This is a genomic window from Dactylosporangium fulvum (genome assembly GCF_025137375.1).
GTDB lineage: Bacteria > Actinomycetota > Actinomycetes > Mycobacteriales > Micromonosporaceae > Dactylosporangium > Dactylosporangium fulvum.
Window position 1 is genome coordinate 2,668,549 of the sequence record NZ_CP073720.1, and the last position, 17,045, is coordinate 2,685,593.

Genomic DNA, 17,045 nt, shown 5'->3' on the forward strand with positions numbered 1-17,045 from the left:
AACTCTCCCTATTGCTTGGCTGAAAGGAACGGCTTGAGCACGACCTCGGTGCCGTCGGGCAGCATGGTCGTCGGGACGTCGGGGAAGCGGTACGGTGCGGCCGGCCGGCCGGCGACGAGCGCCCACGCCTCGCCGGTGCCGTCGCCGGTCACCACGGTCTCCACGGCCAGCGCGACCTCGTCGGGGCTCAGCAGCGGGAACTTCTGCTTGCGCATGAGCCGCGCGGTGATGCCGAGGAACGGCGTGTCGGTGAACCCCGGGCAGATCGCGTTGATCCGCACGCCGGCGCGGGCCAGCGGTGTCGACATGGCCCGCACGTAGGCGACCGCGGCCGCCTTGGTGAGCGCGTAGACGGGGTTGGCCAGTTCCGGCCCGAGCGCGGCGAGGGAGGCGTTGACGACGACCTGCCCACCCGAGTCCCGCAGCGCCGGGGTCGCGGCGTCGACGCCGAACACGACCCCGTCGAGGTTCACGCCGAGCGCCCGGCGGTACCGCGCCACGTCGAGGCCCGGGTCCGGCGGCACGTCGGACTGGATGCCGGCGCCGAGCACGAGGACGTCGAGCCCGCCGTGGGCGGCGACCGCGTGGGCGACCATCGCGTGGTTGTCGGCGGGGTCGCTGACGTCGGTGCGGACCGCGGTCCCGCCGACCTCCTTCGCGACCCGTTCGGCGGCCTCGAGGTCGAGGTCGGCGACGACCACGGTGTGGCCGAGCGCGGCGAGGCGCGCGCAGACCGCGGCGCCGATCCCGCCGGCGCCGCCGGTGACGAGTGCAACGGTCACGGTGGTCCCCTCAGCCGGTTTTCGCGACGTCTTCGACGGCGGCGCGGATCTGCTCGCGGGTGGGCTGCAGCGCCAGGTCGAGATCCTGCGCGAAGGGCAGCACCGCGCCGTCCGGCCGGGTGATCCGCTTCGGCGGCGCGACGAGCCGCATCTGCTCGGCGGCGGTCGCGAGGATCTCGCCGCCGATGCCGCACGAGCGGTTGGAGTCGTCGACGACGACGAGCCTGCCCGTGCGCTCCAGCGACGCGGCGAGGCCGGCCCAGTCGAACGGGTGCAGCGTCCGCGGGTCGAAGACCTCCACGGACACGGTGCCGGCGAGCTCCTCGGCGACGGCGAGCGCGTCGTGGACCAGGTGCCCGACCGCGACCAGGGTCACGTCGTCGCCGGGCCGGTGCACCCGCCCGACGCCGAGCGGGACCGGGCCCAGCGCCGCGAAGTCGACGTCGGCGCGCACCCCCACCGCACCGGCCGGGGCGAAGACGACGACCGGGTCGTCGTCGCGGATCGCGGTGACCAGCAGCCCGTACGCGTCCTCGGGGGTGGCCGGCACCACGGTCTTCACGCCGACGTGGGCGAAGATGCTGTACGGGTGGTCGGAGTGCTGCCCGGCCCAGCCGCCCCGCGAGCCGGAGCTCGGCAGCAGGTAGGTGACCGGCACGCTGACCTGCCCACCGGTCATCAGCGAGAACTTGTGCGCCTGGTTGGCGATCTGCTCGAACGCGAGGAACAGCAGCGCCGGGATCTGAAACTCGATGAGCGGCCGCAGCCCGGCCATCGCCGCGCCGGTGGCGAAGCTGGTGAACGCCTGCTCCGAGATCGGCGTGTCGAAGATTCGTTCGGGGCCGAACTTCTTCAGCAGGCCGGTGGTCACGTTGCTCACCCCGACCCGCACGTCCTCGCCGAACACGCAGACCGCGGGGTCGCGCGCCATCTCCGCGCCGATGGCCCGGTTGAGCGCCTTCAGATAGGAGAGGTTCGGCATCAGGACACCCCCGCCCGGGCCCGCAGGCCGTCGGCGTACAGATGGTCGAGCGCCCCGGCCACGTCCGGGAACGGGCTCTCACAGGCGAAGCGGACCGCCTCGTCCAGCAGGGCCTCGATCTCCGCGTCGATCCGCGCGCGGACGTCGGCGGGGATACGGGCGCCCTGGATCTCCACCGGGTCGCGGGTCATGCCGGCCGACACCTCCTCGTCGGTGCGGTACCGCGGGCGGGCCGCGTGCTCCCAGGTGTGGTGCGCGTCGAAGCGGTACGCGACGCACTCGACGAGCGAGGGTCCGTCGCCGGCCCGCGCCCGCGCCACAGCCCGCGCCGTCCCGGCGAGCACCGCCTCCGGATCCGAGCCGTCCACAGTGGATGCAGGGATGTCGAACGCGGCCGCCCGCCCGGTGACGGTGCCGGCGACCGCGTCCTCGAAACGGGTCGTCGTCGCGAAGCCGTTGTTCTCGCAGACGAACACGACGGGCACCCGCCACAGCGCGGCCAGGTTCATCGTCTCCAGCACCACGCCCTGACTGACCGCGCCGTCGCCGAAGTACGTGACGGCGACGCGGTCGAGCCCGGCGCGGCGCGCGGCCCACGCGGCGCCGGTCGCGATCGGCACGGCGGCGCCGACGATCGCGTTGGCGCCCAGGATGCCGAGGCTGAAGTCGGCCGCGTGCATCGAGCCGCCGCGGCCCTTGTTGAGCCCGGTGGCCCGGCCCGTCAGCTCGGCGAGCGTGCGGGCCGGGTCGGCGCCCTTGGCCAGGACGTGGCCGTGGCCGCGGTGGGTGCTCGTGATGACGTCGTCGGGCCGCAGCGCGGCGCAGGTCCCGGCCGCGATGGCCTCCTGCCCGAGGTACGGGTGGATCCCGCCGACGATGGTGCCGTCGTGGACGAGCTCAATCGCCCGCTCCTCGAAGCGGCGGATCAGGCGGACCGTCCGGTACAGCCCGGCGGCGTCGATCACGTCAGCAACCCCTTCTAGGCCGTAAGGACTTTTTCGTCGATCTTCGCGAGGATGCCGCTCCACAGCTTGGCGCGGGCGGCGAGCGCGAGGTTGATGGTCTCCGCGCACTCGTTCCACTTGCTCTCGTCGTCGCCGCACAGGTCGGTGACCATCTGCATGGCCATCGGCGTGTGCTCCTCGCCGTCGACCTCGATGTGCCGGGCCAGGTAGTCGACGAACGTGTCGAGCTGCCCGACCTGCTCGTTGACCTTGATGACCTGCTGGAACATGTCCGGGATCAGGTCCTCGCGGCCGAACGCGAACGCGGCGGCCTGGCAGTGGATCGGCGCGCTGTCGATGAGGTGCCACGTCAGCGAGACGAACTCGGCGGCCGCCTCCGGCACCCCGGCCTCGGCCATCGCCGCCGGCACCGGGTGCCGGTCGCGGAGCAGGCCGATGAACGCGTCGATGACGCTGCGGTCGGCGCCGGCCTCGGTCATGCCCTCCAGGTACAGCTCGAAGTGGCTGATGAAGCCGCCGCGCAGCTCGTCGCTCTCCTCGACCAGCACGATGTCGTTGATGAGCCGGCGGCTGCCGGTCGGGCCGGTCGGGATCCACGGCACCTCGACGCAGGTGAGGTTGCGCTGCAACGACTTCAGCAGCGACATGAAGTCCCACACGGCGAAGACGTGGTGCTCCAGGAACGTCCGGATCGCCGGCAGGCTGTCCAGGCGCGCGTAGATCGGGTGGGTGACGACCTCGGTCCGGGCGTCACTGATCAGCTGCTCCAGCCGGTCGATGCCCGGGTGACGCTGACCCCAGTCGTATCGTGACATGTGATTCCTCCTGAGTTACCTAGGCGTTCCGCCACAGCACGGGGCAGAACTCGGGATCTGCGTAGTCCGGTCGGCCGTCCGCGGTGCGGCGGACCAGCACGTCGTGGTTGTAGGTCACGACGTCCCCGTCGGAGAGGTGGTACCGGCGGTACTCGTTGTCGCCGGGCTGCAGGTGGAACGAGATCGCCCGGCGGGGGCGAGGGCTCACGTTCGGGCCGCTGCCGTGGTAGGTCCGGCAGTGGTGGAAGCTCATGTGTCCCTTGGGGATGATCATCGGGACCTTGCGCACCTCGGCGTGGTTGTGCGTCGCGTTCTCCGTGAGCATCCGGTCGAGGTCGGTGTTGTCCCGGTCGGCGAAGTGCCGCGTTGTCGTGTCGTCGGCGCCGATCTCCTCCCACCGGTGGGAGCCGTCGACCATCGTGATCGTGCCCAGCTCCACGTCGCAGTCGTGGAACGGGATGAACGCGGTGAGCATGTCGTCGGACGTGCACGACTGCCAGTAGTGGCGGTCGAAGTGCCACGGCACCACGTTCGACGGCTCACCCGCGATCGGCGGCTTGTAGATGAGCGTCGACTGGAACACCCGGATCTCGTCGGCCCGCGCCAGGCGCGCGGCGACCGCACCGACGATGGGCTTGCGCAGGATCCGCGCGATGTCGTCGCTCTCGTAGTGGATGTAGTCGTTGTGGCGCTGGACGGCGCCCTTCGACGGCTCCCAGTAGGCCAGCCGCGGCGGCCGCTCCGGCAGGGTGCGCGAGCGCTCACCGGCGTAGAAGCGCTCACTCGCCGCGACCAGCTCGTCGACCTCCTCGTCGGTGAAGAGCTTGCGGGTGAGGTACCACCCGCTGCGGGCATACGCCTCGACCTCATCGTCGGTCGGCAGGAGCGACCGCTCCTCCTCCGACAGGCGGAAGGCCTGTGTCACCGAGATGGTCACAATGCTGTCCCTTCAGACAAGGTGGTGTTGCGCACGGCTGCCAGCTCGCGCTCCTTGGCCGCGTACAGGGCCGGGATGTTGCTCGTGCCGAACGTCCGCGCGCCGTGTCGGTCGATGAGTTCGTTGAAGTACGTGCGCCGGATGTGCGTCGACTTGGCGAAGATCTGGTACATCTGGCCCCAGTGGTCGCGGTCCACGAGGATGCCCAGCGGGCTCAGCTGCTCGACCGGGACGTCGACGGCGCCGAGGCGCGCATCGAGCATCTCGTAGTAGCTGGCCGGGGTCTGCGCGAACTCGACGCCGCGCTCGCTCAGGGTGCGCACGGCCCGGACGATGTCGTGCGTGCTGAAGGCGATGTGCTGCACGCCGGGGCCCTCGTGCCAGGACAGGAAGTCGTCGATCTGCCCGGCGCGGCGGCTCAGGTCCGGCTGGATCAGCGTGAACGTGACGCCGCCCGAAGGGCTCTGCACCACCTTCGAGTGCATGCCCTGCTCGCCGACCTCGATGTACTCCTGGAAGATCATGCTGAAGCCGAAGACCTGCTCGTAGTACCGCACCGTCGGGTCGAGGTCGCCCGCCTGGAGACAGATCGCGGCGTGGTCGATGGTGTGCAGCAGGTCGTCGTCGGTAGGGCCCGCCGGCGCCGCCGACATGTCGATCGCACCCGGCAGGAACCGCTCCCGCGTCGCCGGGTCGCGCTGGACCAGCCGGTGCGTCACGTCGCCGAACCCGGACACCTCCGCGATCACCACCGTCGCGTCGCCGTCGGTCAGGCGGCGCGGCGCCTCGATCGGCGTCGCGCCCTTCGCGACCGCCTCGGCGAACGCCGCCTCGACGTCGGTGCAGCCGAACGCGACGACCGCCACGCCGTCGCCGTGCTGGGCGACGTAACGGCTCGCCCGGTGCCCTCCGCTGAGCCCGGAGGTGAGCAGGACCCGGATGTCGCGCTGACCCAGCAGCACGCTGCGCTGACCCGCGAGGCCGGTCTCCGGGCCGCCCTGCCCGTAGACGTGGAAGCCGTACGCGGCGCACAGCTGGTGCGCCGCCTGGCGTGCGTCGCCGACGTGCAGCTCGATGTGGTCGGTGTCGAGGATTTCCATTGCCTGCTTCCCTTTCGGGGTTCTGTTCGGGCTCGTGTCCGGGCGTTATCCGGCCTTGGTCCACGCCGAGGTGGGCGGCCCGAACACAAGGCTGACGTTGTGTCCGCCGAACCCGAACGAGTTGGACAGGACGTGACCCACCTGCGCGTGACGGGGTTCGGTCAGGTGGTCGACGTCGCAGGCCGGGTCGGGCTCGTCGAGGTTGTGCGTGGGCGGCAGCAGCCCGCGGCGCATGGCGTGCACCGCGACCGCCGCCTCCACCACCCCGGAGGCGCCGAGCATGTGCCCGGTGACGCCCTTGGTCGAGCTGACCGGCGGGGTGCCGGCACCGAACACCGATCGGATGGCCGTGGCCTCGGCGACGTCGCCGAGCTTGGTGCTGGTGCCGTGCGCGTTCACGTAGCCGATGTCGCCCGGCTCGAGGCCGGCGTCGGCGATGGCCCGGCTCATGCACGCCGCGGCCGCGGAGCCGTCGGGTCGCGGTGTCGTCGGGTGGTGGGCGTCGTTCGTGGCGCCCCAGCCGACCAGGTCGGCGTAGCGGGCGGCGCGGCGCGCCTCGGCGTGCTCGGTGCGCTCCAGGACGAAGACCCCGGCGCCCTCGCCGAGCACCAGGCCGTTGCGGCGCCGGTCGAACGGGCGGCTCGCCTCGGTCGGGTCGGCCCAGCCGCGGGCGAGCGCGCGGGCGTTGCCGAAGGTGTCGGCGAGCGTGGGGAACAGCGGGGCCTCGCTGCAGCCGCAGACGACGACGTCGGCCTCACCGGCGCGCAGCAGGCGCAGGCCCTCGCCGACCGACTGGGCGCCGGCCGCGCAGGCGGTGCCGATGGAGGAGCTGTACCCCCGGAAGCCGTACTTCATGGCCACCCGGGCGGCACCCATGTTCGGCAGCATGCCGGGCAGCAGGTACGGGCTGACGCCCAGACGGCCCTTCTCCGCCCGCAGCACGGCCTGCGTGTCGAGCGTCGCCAGGCCGCCGGTGCCGGACAGGATGACCGCGACCCGGTAGGGGTCGACGTCCCGGCCGACCTCGATCCCCGCGTCGGCGAGCGCGTACTCGGCGGCCTTGAGGGCCATCACGATGTACCGGTCGACGACCCGTGTCTCGGGTGCCGGCAGGACGGTCGTCGGGTCGATCGGCGGGCCGAACGCGGCGACGTCGACCGAACCGGCCAGCGGGTGGTCCGCCGGCGGCTTCCGGAGCCCGGACCGGCCCTCACACATCGCGTCGAAGACCTCGGCGGCGGTACTGCCGACGGACGTCACCAGCCCGATCCCGGTGAGCGCGGCGCTTCGTGTCGTCATGTCGTACCTCCTGCGTCGGCCACCAGCACCGCGGCGGCGGTCTCGTGCCCAGTGGTGTCGTGCCGCACCTCGACGAGCAGCACCTCGCCGGCGTCGCCGTCGGCGAGCAGCAGCCGCGCCGCGTCGAGCCCGGATGCGGTGTCGCCGACGCAGGCCACCGGCCCGGTCAGCCCCCACCGGGCGGCGATGTGCCCGGCGACCGCGTTCGGCACGGACTGGAAGAAAAACAGCGGCCCGACCCGCCCGCCCCGGTCGACCGTCTCGGCGACGTGGGCCGCACTGGCGACGTCGCCGAGGGCGCTCACGAGGACGATCCCGGTCGTCGGCGGGCCGTCGCCGGTGGAAGCGCTTTCCGGGCGGCGCTGGAGGCAGCGGCCGGCAACCGCCGCGACGAGCGGGTTGAAGGCCGAGTGGATGAACCCGGCCAGGGCGGGCGGCCGCTCGTCGCCCGGCTCCGGCCACCCGGCCGCCGCGACCACGGCGAACCCGGTCCGGGCCGCCTCCGCGGTGAGCGGGACGAGATCCTCGACGACAAAAGGCTCGGTCACGCCGCCCTACCTTGAAAACCCGAGACGGAGCAGCACCATGCCCGCCTCCGTTGCGCTCCGGCGGTCATGGTGCCCCCAGCAGCAGGGCGGTGTTCGCGCCGCCGAAGGCCGCGTTGAGGGTCAGCGCGTAGGCCGGGGCGGCGGGACTCGGGTGGTCGAGCACCAGGTTCAGCCGGCACTCGTCGTCCGCGGCGAGGAAGCCGGCGTTCACCGGCAGCCGCCCGCTGTTCAGCGCGTGCAGCGTCACGACGAGCTCCAGCACGCCGGAGGCCTCGAGGGCCTGGCCGTGCAGGGCCTTCGTCGACGAGACCGGCACCGCGGCGCCGTGCTCGCCGAGCGCGGTGTGCAGCGCCTTCGTCTCCGCCGCGTCGCTCTGCGCGGTGCCGGAGCCGTGGGCGTTGACGTAGCCGACCGCCTCGGGTGCGATCCCGCCCCGCTGGAGCGCGGCGGTGACCGCCCGGGCCATGCCACGGCCCTCGGGGTGCGGCTGACAGGGGTGGTACGCGTCGCCGGCGCGCCCCCACCCGGCGAGCCGAGCGAGCACGGGCGCGCCGCGGTCCCGGGCGGCGGTCGCCGACTCGACGACGACCGCGCCGGCGCCGTCGCCGAGCAGCAGGCCGCGCCGGCCGCTGGAGAACGGCCGCACCTGCCCGTCGGTGGACAGCGCACGCCCGGCGTCGAACAGCGCGAACTGGTCGGCGTCGACGAGGTAGCCGCCGGCGACCACGATCCGTTCCGCCTCGCCGCGGGCGACGAGCGCCGCCGCGTCGGCGACGGCCGTGCTCGCCGCGACACACGCCGACGTGTAGGCGCGGACGGCGGCGCCCAGTCCCGCGTGTTCGCCGAGCGCCGCCGCGAACGCGGTGCTGCCGTGGCCCGCCCGGTCCGCCGCGGCGGACCGGGCCAGGTGCGGGTCGCCGTGCACGGCGAGGAACAGCGGCGCGCCGGCCCGCTGAGCGGTGCTCAGCTTCGCCTCGTCGCACGCCTCGTCGAGCAGTTCGGCCAGTTCGTCGGCGAGGACCGGCGAGCCGGGAGCGGCCGCAGCCACCCCGACCCGCCGGCCGCTCACGTCGAAGCGGTCCACCGGCGCGAACGCGGGTGTGCCGGCGTCGAGCCCGTCGGCGAGGGCGGTCATGCCCCGCCCGAACGCGCTCAGCACGGCGGCGCCGGTGAGTACGATCTCCTCAGGGCCGCGCCGAGCAGCCAAGACGGTCATCGCGAGCTCGTCTCCACCCGCAGTGCTTGCAGGACCTCGACGGCACCGGTCACCGTGGACATCCGGGCGAGGTCCTCGTCGGAGAGGTCGAGCGGCGTGCCGTAGTGCTGCTCGAGCTGGTGGACGAGCCATGCCAGCTCGAGCGAGTCGATCCCCTCGGCGATGTCCTCAGGACGCCGGTCGCCGTAGGTGGCGAGCATCGCGAGGACATCGTCGCGGTCTGGTGCAGCGGCCACGCTCAGCTGCCCGCCGTGGCGGCGGCGGCCCGGCGCTCGGCGACGGCGCCGATGAACTCGCCGACGGTCATGCCGGCCAGCTTCTCCGCCTCGTCGTCGTCGAAGCGGACGCCGAACCGGTCCTCGACCCGGACCGCGAGCTCCGCCAGGGACAGCGACTCGAGGTCGGCGCCGGCCGGGCCGAGCGCGGTGTCGTCGTCGATGTCCTCGGTGCTGTAGTTCATCTCGGTCAGCGAGTCCAGTAAGAACTGGCGGATCTCGGCTGCGGTGCCATCGTTCATCGCGAGGTGCTTCCTTCCTGGACGGATGCCGGCACGGCCGGGCCGGCCGCGCCATGGTGGCCATCGGTCACGTCTGGTGCCGGCCGCTGCGCCGGGACGACCGCGGGCTGCGCCGCGGCGCTCTTCTCGGCGGCCTCCACGAGGAGGGCGCGGTCGCGGACGAGCTTGCCGGTGGCGGTGCGCGGCAGCTGTTCGACGACCCGCAGCACGCGGGGCCGTTTGTACGCGGCGAGCCGCTCGGCGAGCTGCGCCTGCACAGCCGCGGCGGTCCCGTCCTCGCGCAGCGTCACGTACGCCTCGATCGCCTTGTCGTGCGTGACGACGGCGGCGGCGACGCCGGGCAGCGCGGCGAGGGTGTGCTCGACCTCGGTCAGGTCCACCTTGAGCCCGCCCACGGACACCTGCGAGTCGCGGCGGCCCTGGATGCGGAAGCGCCCGGTGGCCGGGTCGACCGTGCCGGCGTCCTTCGTGTGCAGCCAGCCGTCCGACCAGCGGGCCGGGTCGACGAGGCCGAGGTAGGGGGAGGCGGCCAGGGACACCAGCAGCTCGCCGGCCTCTTCGCGGACGCTGAGGCCGGGGGCCGGGGTGAGGAAGGGGCGGTGTTCGCCGAAGAGGTCGGTCGCGATGACCCCGACCTCGGTCATGCCGTACATGTTGCCGAGCCGGACGCCGTAGCGGTCGACGAAGCCGGCGTGGACCTCGGCGCGCACCAGTTCGCCGCCGGTGGTCATGCCGGTCAGCTGCGGCAGGGCGGGCGGGGTTTGCACCGAGGACAGCAGCTCGATGTGGAAGGGCACGCCGAGCAGGGTGGTGGGCTCCGGGCCGGCGGCGACGGTGGCGAGGATGCCGTCCGCGGTCATGCGGGCCGGGATCGCGACCTGGGCTCCGGCGTGCAGCCCGTACATGAGCCCGCCGACGAGGCCCAGCACGTGGACCATCGAGGCGAGGCAGACGATGCGCTCGCCGGTCTGGGGCACGCCGGCGCCGATCTTCGTGTAGCGCTCGAGCTCCTCGACGAGGTTCGCCGCGGTCCGCGCGATGACCTTCGAGGGGCCGGTCGAGCCGGAGCTGAGCTGGACCAGCGCGTGTGCGGTGCCGGACGGGCGGCCGGGGTACGTCGTCACCCGCTCCTCGACCTGCTGGAAGCCGCGCAGCGGTCCGCCGGAGGCGTGCTCGGCGGTGACGACGACCTGCGGGGCCAGCCGGTGCAGGGCGTTGTGGATCTCGTACGACGTGAGCCGGTGGTCCAGCAGGGCCGCCCGCGCGCCGATCCGCCAGCAGGCCAGCAGGTTGGTGACGAACGTGAGCGACGGTGCGAGGCACAGGACGGCGGAACCGCCCCTGACGAGGCCCGCGTTCGTCAGCACGGCCTGCTTCGCGGAGACGAGGCGGCGCAGGTCGGCGCGGGTGACGGGGGCGTCGAAGACCAGGGCGACCTGGTCGTCCGGGCCGGCCAGTAGTACCTCGTCGACCCACCGTGGGTCGAGGGCCTCCTCGGTCACCGGAACCCCTTTCCTCGTGACTTGCCCAGGGTTGAGCGGCTGACCGCCGGCCCGCGTTGGCCGACCGTCAGCGTGCACAACCCCCATGAACACACTGCGAACGTCGAGGGCGGTCCCGTAAAGGCTCATCGACAAAGAGCAGGAAATAGGCACCTCGACTAGCCATAGACCTTACGCAATCAAGGCCGTTTTACAAGAGTGCGCAACCCGACCATGCAACGGGATGTCCGATCTGTCACGCGACCTCCCGCATAAAATCGTTTGGATCGATACGGACTGCATTTCACGAACGGGGAGGTCAGCGCCGGTTGGGGGGACATGCGGCCGTCGCTCAATCGGACAATCAGGGACGGGACGGGTCAGGCCGTTCGGTACCGTCCGTAACCGTATTCCCGAACGTGTGTTAGGGATATGCACCGCCGATATACCGATTCGCCATGTATGGCGGTAAGCAGGCGGTCACCGGTGCCGGCCAGAACCGCAGATGAACGGCTATCCGCAGCACATTGACAAGCTTCCGCGCAGCGCCCATACAATGGCCGGGCTCAACAAAGCCCTGTCCGGGCGCGTTCCCATCGCCGGTGATCCCATTCGGAGATTTGCGACTGTGAAAGCAAATACCAGTTCCGCATACCCGTCCGCGCCGGCCGGGCCGGGGCTCAACGCCGCGGTCGAGCGGTATTACGACACCACCCTCGACCTCTACGAGGACCTGTGGGGCGAGCACGTCCACCACGGCTTCTGGGACGTCGGCGAGCAGCCGGGCAACGACGCCGAGCGGCACGCGGCCACCGACCGCCTCGTCCGCGAGCTGGTCGACTTCGCCGGCATCCCGCACGGCGCCCGCGTCCTCGACGTCGGCTGCGGCATCGGCGGCCCGGCCATGTACCTTGCCGGCCCCCTCGGCTGCACCGTCGAGGGAGTCACGCTGAGCGCCGCGCAGGCCGCCCGCGCCACCGAGAAGGCCGCCGCGGCCGGCCTCGCCGACCGGGCCAGCTTCCACCAGCGCGACGCCCTCGACAACGGCTACCCCGACGCCTCGTTCGACGCCGTCTGGGCCGTCGAGAGCCTCATGCACATCGCCGACCGGCCCGCCTTCTTCGCCGAGGCGATGCGGCTGCTGCGCCCGGGCGGCGTCCTGGCGATCGCCACCTGGTCGGTCCGCGACGGCGAGCTCACCGCCGAGGAGCACCGCCTCGTCGACCAGATCCTGCGCCACCAGGTCATGCCCAGCTTCTCGTCGCTGGAGGAGCACGAGCGCCTGGCTCACGCGGCCGGCTTCACCGGCGTCGCGTTCGCCGACTGGAGCGCCAACGTCGCCAACTCGTGGGAGCCCGGCTTCGCGCAGGTCCGGGAGCTGGACAACGGCCGGTCGATGATGCGTGACCTGGCCCGCGACCGGGGCGTCGACGTGCTCGGGTTCTTCTACGCCGGCCCGCTGATGCTCAAGGGCTTCGAAACCGGCGCCGTGACCTACGGCGCGGTGCGTGCCACAAAACCCGTCGATGGCTGACATGCGCCCGCCGACGGTCGCCGAGCTGCTGCGGGAGGTCACCGGCGAGGACGAGGAGTGGCTGGCCGGCATCGGCCCGGCCACCCGCCTCGACGGTGACCTCTTCCTGGACAGCTTGGAGCTGCTCGCCCTCGGCGAGCGGCTGGCCACCGTCCACGGCCCGGGCGTCGACCTCGCCGGCTGGGTCGCCGGCCTCGACCTCGACCGCCTGCTCACCCTGACGGTGGGCGAGGTCACCGACTACGTCACGGCGCACACATGACGCGGTTTTTGTTTGTGTCGTTGCCGCTCACCGGGCACGTCAACCCGATGGCGGCGGTCGCCGGCGCGCTCGCGGGCCGCGGGCACGAGGTCATGTGGGCCGGGTCCGAGTCGTTCCTGCGGCCGCTCCTCGGCGAGACCGCACTGATCCACCCGATCCCGCTGCGCGCCCATCGCGGCCAGGCCGAGCGCGGCCTCGACGCGACGCGGTCGCGCTGGGAGGGGTACATCGTCCCGCACGCCAGAACCACCCGGAAAGGCATCGAGGCGGCCGTCGACGCGTTCGGCCCCGACCTGCTCGTCGTCGACCAGCACGCGATCGCCGGAGCGATCGTCGCGCACGCCAGGGGCCTGCGCTGGGCGAGCGTCGCGCCGACGACCATGGAGCTCACCCGGCCGTTCCGCCGATCGTTGCCGCGGGTCGAGGCATGGATCGAGGGGCAGCTGGCGGGCGCCTGGACCGCCGCCGGCCTGCCCGGGGAACCGCCGCACGACCTGCGGTTCTCGCCGCACGGGCTGGTCGCCTTCACCGCCGGCGCCCTGGCCGGCGACCCCGCCGACCTGCCGGCGAACGCGGTGCTCGTCGGCCCGGCCCTCGCCGGCCGTGGGCCCGATCCCGACTTCCCGATCGACTGGCTCGACCCCGGACGCCGGCACGTGCTGGTCACCATGGGCACCCTGTCGATGGACCTGGCCAAGGGCTTCTACCAGCGCATGGTCGACGCCCTGGAGCCGCTCGGCGACCGGCTGCAGGCCGTGGTCGTCGCGCCGGACGGGACCATCACCGACCCGCCCGCGCACCTGCTGGTGCGCCGCCGCGTGCCGGTCCTCGACCTGCTGCCGCATCTGCACGCCGTGGTCGCCCACGGCGGGCTGAACACGGTCTCCGAGGCGCTCGTCCACGGCGTGCCGCTGCTCGTCGCCCCGATCAAGGGCGACCAGGCGCTCAACGGCAGCGCCGTCGCGGCGGCCGGCGCCGGGATGCGGATCTCCTTCGACCACATCCGCCCGGCGCGACTGCGCGCCGCCCTGCTGGCGCTGCTCGACGAGCCGTCCTACGCGGCCGCGGCCCGTGAGCTCGGCGCCACGCTGTCGGCCGGCGGAGGCGCGGACGCGGCAGCCGCGCACCTGGAGCGTCTGGCCGGCGAGACGGCCCGCGAGAAGGCCCACGACAAGGATTGAGAGCGAGCTCGTGAAAGTACTGCGCGACACCTGGCTGATCTTCCAACGAAACCTCCTGCTGATGGTCCGCTCGCCGCTGTGGGTCTTCCTCGGCATCGCGCAGCCGGTGGTGTACCTGATCCTCTTCACCCCGCTGCTCAAGCCGGCGCTGGCGTCGCTGGGCACCGACTCGATGCTCGGCGCCTACCGGGTCTACGTGCCCGGCATGCTCATCGCCCTGGCCATCGGCGGCGGCCTCTACGTCGGCTTCGGCCTGCTCGGCGACCTCGCCAACGGCGTCATCGAGCGGTCCCGGGTGACCACCGTCAGCCGGGTGGCGCTGCTGCTCGGCCGCTCGCTGCGCGACATGGTGACGGTGCTCGTCCAGTCGATCATCATCACCGTCCTGTCGCTGCCGTTCGGCCTGATCACCAAAATCGGCAACATCCTGCTCGGCTACGCGCTTCTCGCGTTGTGCAGCCTCGCCGCGGCGTCGATCTCGTACGGCATCGCGATCAAGGTGAACAACCCGAACGTGCTCGGGCAGGTCATCAACAACGTCGCCCAGCCGCTGATGCTGCTGTCCGGCACGCTGCTGCCGCTGGCCCTGGCCCCGCTGTGGCTGCGCACGCTCGCCGACTGGAACCCGTTCAACTGGGCCGTCACCGGCATGCGCGCGCTCTACGCCGGCAACCCGGGCGACGCCAGCGTCTGGAAGAGCCTGATCATCTGCGGGGTGCTCGTCGTGGTGGCGGTCGGCTGGTCGGCCCGCTCGTTCGCGCGCTCGGTCCGGTAAGGAGCTCTCATGATCAAGACCAAGGGTCTCAAGAAGTCCTACAAGACGAAGCACAAGCGGCAGACGGTCAGTGTCGACGCGGTCAAGGGCGTCGACCTCGACGTCGCCGAGGGCGAGATCTTCGGCTTCCTCGGCCCGAACGGCGCAGGCAAGACCACCACGCTGCGGATGCTTGCCACGCTGATCCCGCCCGACGACGGTGAGGCCACGATCGCCGGGCACAACCTGCGCACGGACCAGGCCGCGGTACGGCGCAGCATCGGCTTCGTCGCGCAGGGCGGCGGTACCTCCGACGACGTCACCGCGCGCGAGGAGCTGATCCTGCAGGCCCGCATGTACGGCATGGGCAAGGCCGAGGCGGCCAAGCGGGCCGAGGAGGCGCTCGCCGCGTTCGACCTGACCGAGTACGCCGACCGCAAGTGCAAGACGTACTCGGGCGGCCAGCGCCGGCGGGTCGACATCGCGCTGGGCATCATCCACAAGCCGCAGGTGTTGTTCCTGGACGAGCCGACGAGCGGGCTCGACCCGCAGAGCCGGGCCCACATGTGGGACGAGATCCGCCGGCTGCGCGCCGACGGCATGACGGTCTTCATCACCACGCACTACCTCGACGAGGCCGACGTCCTGTGCGACCGGATCGCCATCATCGACCACGGCGAGATCGTCGCGGAGGGCACGCCCGACGAGCTGAAGCGGGAGATCTCCGGTGACGTGGTGACGGTGGGCGTATCTCAGGAGAACGCGGAACGGGCCGCGGAGACGCTGAAGGACCAGCCGTTCGCCCGGGGCGTGGAGGTGCGCGACGACGGCGAGCTGCGGCTCAACGTCGACGCGGGCGACACCGCGATCCCGCAGATCATGCGCACCCTGGAGGGCAACGGCATCGCGCTGTCCACGATCGAGCTGCACCGCCCGACTCTGGACGACGTCTTCCTGACCAAGACCGGCCGCTCCCTGCGCGAGTCCTGACGGCTCCGCTTCCGCCCTCCGGCCGCGCGGCCGGAGGGCGGAACGGCCGTGCTCACAGGGGGTGAGCGGACAGGGCCTCCGCCAGCGTCGACTGGATCGACGTCAGGGCGCGATCCAGCGTGTCCCGGTCCCAGCCGGAGCGGTTGACGCGCACGACGAGGTCGAGGCTGGTCAGGCCCCTGGCGATGACGTAGAAGCCCGGGCCGGTCGAGCGCGCCGGTTCGTACCACTCCAGCGACGGCCGCACCATGGTGTCCTCGGACGGGAAGCCCGGCGGGGCCAGGATCGGGTTGTAGTAGTAGCCCGGGTCCACCGGCGGGTCCTGCCGCTCCTGCTCGGCGCGGATCGCGAGGATGGCGTCGGGGGAGCAGACGCCGTTCTTGAGTGCCTGGAACGTCTTCCAGTGCACCTTCGGCACGATCGCGTCGAACGGCTCGGCCGGGTCGAGGTCCAGCACCAGCGGGGTCCACTGGTTGAGGCTGGTCACGACACCGGCGTGCTGCTCGTCGAAGCGGTTGGACGACATGGGGAACAGCAGCTGGGCGTTTTCGGCGGTGACCTCGCGCAGGGCCCGGTAGTAGGCGGTCAGGACCAGGCTGGCGAGGGTCACGTCGTGTTTCGCCGCGCCCTCGTGGGCGTGGGGCATCGGGATGCCGGTGTGCAGCGTCGCGCCGAGCGGCGACCCTTGTCGCGCGCCGGTCGCCAGGCGGGGCGCGGCGGCGAGCGTGCGGCGCCAGTACCGCTCGGCGGTGCGCAGCCGGCCGCTGCCCTCCTCGCCCTGCTGGTCGATCGCCATCTCCAGGGGTCCGCGTGCGGGCGGCAACTCGGCGCCGCGCAGCAGCTGCTCGAAGTCCTCGCGCATGACCAGGACGGCGACGCCGTCGGCCGCCATGTGGTTGATCACGAGCAGTACCTGCACCGGCGCGCCGTCGCCGGTGAGAATCCAGGCCCGCCAGGGCAGCTCGCAGGTGGCGTCGATGGCCCGCTGGAGCTGCGCGGACTCCATGGCCTCCCGCTCGGCGACGGCGGCGGTGCCCTGCCGGACGCGGTCGCGCACCTCCGCGGCGGTGTCGACCGCGATACGCTGCCGGGGGAAGCCGGCGGCGTCGACGTCGAACGTGGTGCGCAGCGAGCCGTGCCGCATGCCGAGCGCGCCGAGCGCGTCCCAGACCTGCTCCTCGGCCCAGTCCCCGGCCGGCAGATCCCAGACGAAGACCAGGTTGGCCTCCCAGCGCCGCTCCGGCGGCATCTTCTCGATGTCACGCCAGACCGAGAGCTGACCGACCGTCGCCGGGAACGTCACATCGCCGGACACGAATGCCTCCAGAAGCGGAGTGGGTGGGATTGGGCTGGGGAGCTGGGGCAGGGGAGGGCGGGAGCGGAACGGGGCGAACGAGGGCAGCGAAGCGCGCGGCACCCGGCGCGGCCCGAGCGCGGCCCGGGGCGTGATCCGGAGCGTGATCCGGAGCGCGGCACTCAACGCGGCCCGGTTCGCGGCCCGGTTCGCGGCCCTGCTGGGGCCCGGGTTGCGGCCCCGAGCGCAGCCTGAAGTGCGAGAGCGAGCGCAGCGGGTGGTGGCGGGCGGCCGGCGGGGTTCGGCCGCTGACCGCCCGCGGTCCGTGCACGGGCACGGGGAACCGCCCTGCGAGCCGAGGGACCCCGTAGGGCGAAAGGGGAATTCT

The 17,045-nt window shown here is 72.4% G+C and carries 18 protein-coding genes; 5 read left to right on the forward strand and 13 right to left on the reverse strand.

Going from position 1 to position 17,045, the window contains the following annotated elements:
* Positions 1–8: 8 nt before the first annotated feature.
* The 12 genes from Dfulv_RS12430 to Dfulv_RS12485 form a co-directional block, all read right to left on the reverse strand.
* The gene (locus Dfulv_RS12430; RefSeq protein WP_259862999.1) at positions 9–782 is read right to left on the reverse strand and encodes an SDR family NAD(P)-dependent oxidoreductase; all 774 of its coding nucleotides are present in this window, start codon (positions 780–782) and stop codon (positions 9–11) included.
* A gap of 10 nt (positions 783–792) precedes the next feature.
* The gene (locus tag Dfulv_RS12435) at positions 793–1,764 is read right to left on the reverse strand and encodes an alpha-ketoacid dehydrogenase subunit beta (RefSeq protein ID WP_259863000.1); all 972 of its coding nucleotides are present in this window, start codon (positions 1,762–1,764) and stop codon (positions 793–795) included.
* Positions 1,764–2,729: a thiamine pyrophosphate-dependent dehydrogenase E1 component subunit alpha gene (locus tag Dfulv_RS12440; RefSeq protein ID WP_259863002.1), complete on the reverse strand. Its 966-nt coding sequence runs from the start codon at positions 2,727–2,729 to the stop codon at positions 1,764–1,766. Before Dfulv_RS12440 ends, Dfulv_RS12435 begins: the two co-directional genes overlap by 1 nt.
* 14 nt (positions 2,730–2,743) lie before the next feature.
* Positions 2,744–3,544 carry a DUF3050 domain-containing protein gene (locus tag Dfulv_RS12445; RefSeq protein ID WP_259863004.1) on the reverse strand — a complete coding sequence of 267 codons (801 nt, stop codon included), beginning with the start codon at positions 3,542–3,544 and terminating at the stop codon, positions 2,744–2,746.
* Positions 3,545–3,563: 19 nt separating this feature from the next.
* Positions 3,564–4,475 carry a phytanoyl-CoA dioxygenase family protein gene (locus Dfulv_RS12450; RefSeq protein ID WP_259867639.1) on the reverse strand — a complete coding sequence of 304 codons (912 nt, stop codon included), beginning with the start codon at positions 4,473–4,475 and terminating at the stop codon, positions 3,564–3,566.
* A 2-nt stretch (positions 4,476–4,477) separates the two neighbouring features.
* Positions 4,478–5,581, reverse strand: coding sequence for a 4-hydroxyphenylpyruvate dioxygenase (gene hppD, locus Dfulv_RS12455; protein ID WP_259863006.1), 1,104 nt, complete (start codon positions 5,579–5,581; stop codon positions 4,478–4,480).
* 45 nt (positions 5,582–5,626) lie between these two features.
* The gene (locus tag Dfulv_RS12460) at positions 5,627–6,880 is read right to left on the reverse strand and encodes a beta-ketoacyl-[acyl-carrier-protein] synthase family protein (RefSeq protein ID WP_259863008.1); all 1,254 of its coding nucleotides are present in this window, start codon (positions 6,878–6,880) and stop codon (positions 5,627–5,629) included.
* Positions 6,877–7,428 (reverse strand): hypothetical protein, encoded by a 552-nt coding sequence (locus Dfulv_RS12465; RefSeq protein ID WP_259863009.1) that lies wholly within the window; start codon positions 7,426–7,428, stop codon positions 6,877–6,879. The genes Dfulv_RS12460 and Dfulv_RS12465 overlap by 4 nt, the downstream gene beginning before the upstream one ends.
* Positions 7,429–7,492: 64 nt before the next feature.
* Positions 7,493–8,644, reverse strand: coding sequence for a beta-ketoacyl-[acyl-carrier-protein] synthase family protein (locus Dfulv_RS12470; RefSeq protein ID WP_259863010.1), 1,152 nt, complete (start codon positions 8,642–8,644; stop codon positions 7,493–7,495).
* On the reverse strand, positions 8,641–8,880 hold the full coding sequence (locus tag Dfulv_RS12475) for a phosphopantetheine-binding protein (RefSeq protein WP_259863011.1): 240 nt from the start codon (positions 8,878–8,880) through the stop codon (positions 8,641–8,643). The genes Dfulv_RS12470 and Dfulv_RS12475 overlap by 4 nt, the downstream gene beginning before the upstream one ends.
* Before the next feature lie 2 nt (positions 8,881–8,882).
* Complete coding sequence (locus Dfulv_RS12480) at positions 8,883–9,161, reverse strand: acyl carrier protein (RefSeq protein WP_259863012.1); 279 nt, start codon at positions 9,159–9,161, stop codon at positions 8,883–8,885.
* Positions 9,158–10,663 (reverse strand): class I adenylate-forming enzyme family protein, encoded by a 1,506-nt coding sequence (locus Dfulv_RS12485; RefSeq protein WP_406567964.1) that lies wholly within the window; start codon positions 10,661–10,663, stop codon positions 9,158–9,160. Before Dfulv_RS12485 ends, Dfulv_RS12480 begins: the two co-directional genes overlap by 4 nt.
* Positions 10,664–11,270: 607 nt before the next feature.
* Here Dfulv_RS12485 and Dfulv_RS12490 point away from each other — a divergent pair.
* From Dfulv_RS12490 to Dfulv_RS12510, 5 genes are read left to right on the forward strand one after another with little or no spacing between them, the layout of a single operon-like run.
* Complete coding sequence (locus Dfulv_RS12490) at positions 11,271–12,176, forward strand: methyltransferase domain-containing protein (protein ID WP_259863013.1); 906 nt, start codon at positions 11,271–11,273, stop codon at positions 12,174–12,176.
* On the forward strand, positions 12,169–12,438 hold the full coding sequence (locus tag Dfulv_RS12495; RefSeq protein ID WP_259863014.1) for a hypothetical protein: 270 nt from the start codon (positions 12,169–12,171) through the stop codon (positions 12,436–12,438). Before Dfulv_RS12490 ends, Dfulv_RS12495 begins: the two co-directional genes overlap by 8 nt.
* Complete coding sequence (locus Dfulv_RS12500; RefSeq protein ID WP_259863016.1) at positions 12,435–13,619, forward strand: glycosyltransferase; 1,185 nt, start codon at positions 12,435–12,437, stop codon at positions 13,617–13,619. The genes Dfulv_RS12495 and Dfulv_RS12500 overlap by 4 nt, the downstream gene beginning before the upstream one ends.
* Positions 13,620–13,629: 10 nt before the next feature.
* The gene (locus tag Dfulv_RS12505) at positions 13,630–14,394 is read left to right on the forward strand and encodes an ABC transporter permease (protein ID WP_259863018.1); all 765 of its coding nucleotides are present in this window, start codon (positions 13,630–13,632) and stop codon (positions 14,392–14,394) included.
* A gap of 9 nt (positions 14,395–14,403) precedes the next feature.
* The gene (locus Dfulv_RS12510) at positions 14,404–15,363 is read left to right on the forward strand and encodes an ATP-binding cassette domain-containing protein (protein WP_259863019.1); all 960 of its coding nucleotides are present in this window, start codon (positions 14,404–14,406) and stop codon (positions 15,361–15,363) included.
* 52 nt (positions 15,364–15,415) lie between these two features.
* Here the strand turns inward: Dfulv_RS12510 and Dfulv_RS12515 are convergent, their stop codons facing one another.
* On the reverse strand, positions 15,416–16,678 hold the full coding sequence (locus tag Dfulv_RS12515; protein WP_259863020.1) for a condensation domain-containing protein: 1,263 nt from the start codon (positions 16,676–16,678) through the stop codon (positions 15,416–15,418).
* Positions 16,679–17,045: the final 367 nt, after the last annotated feature.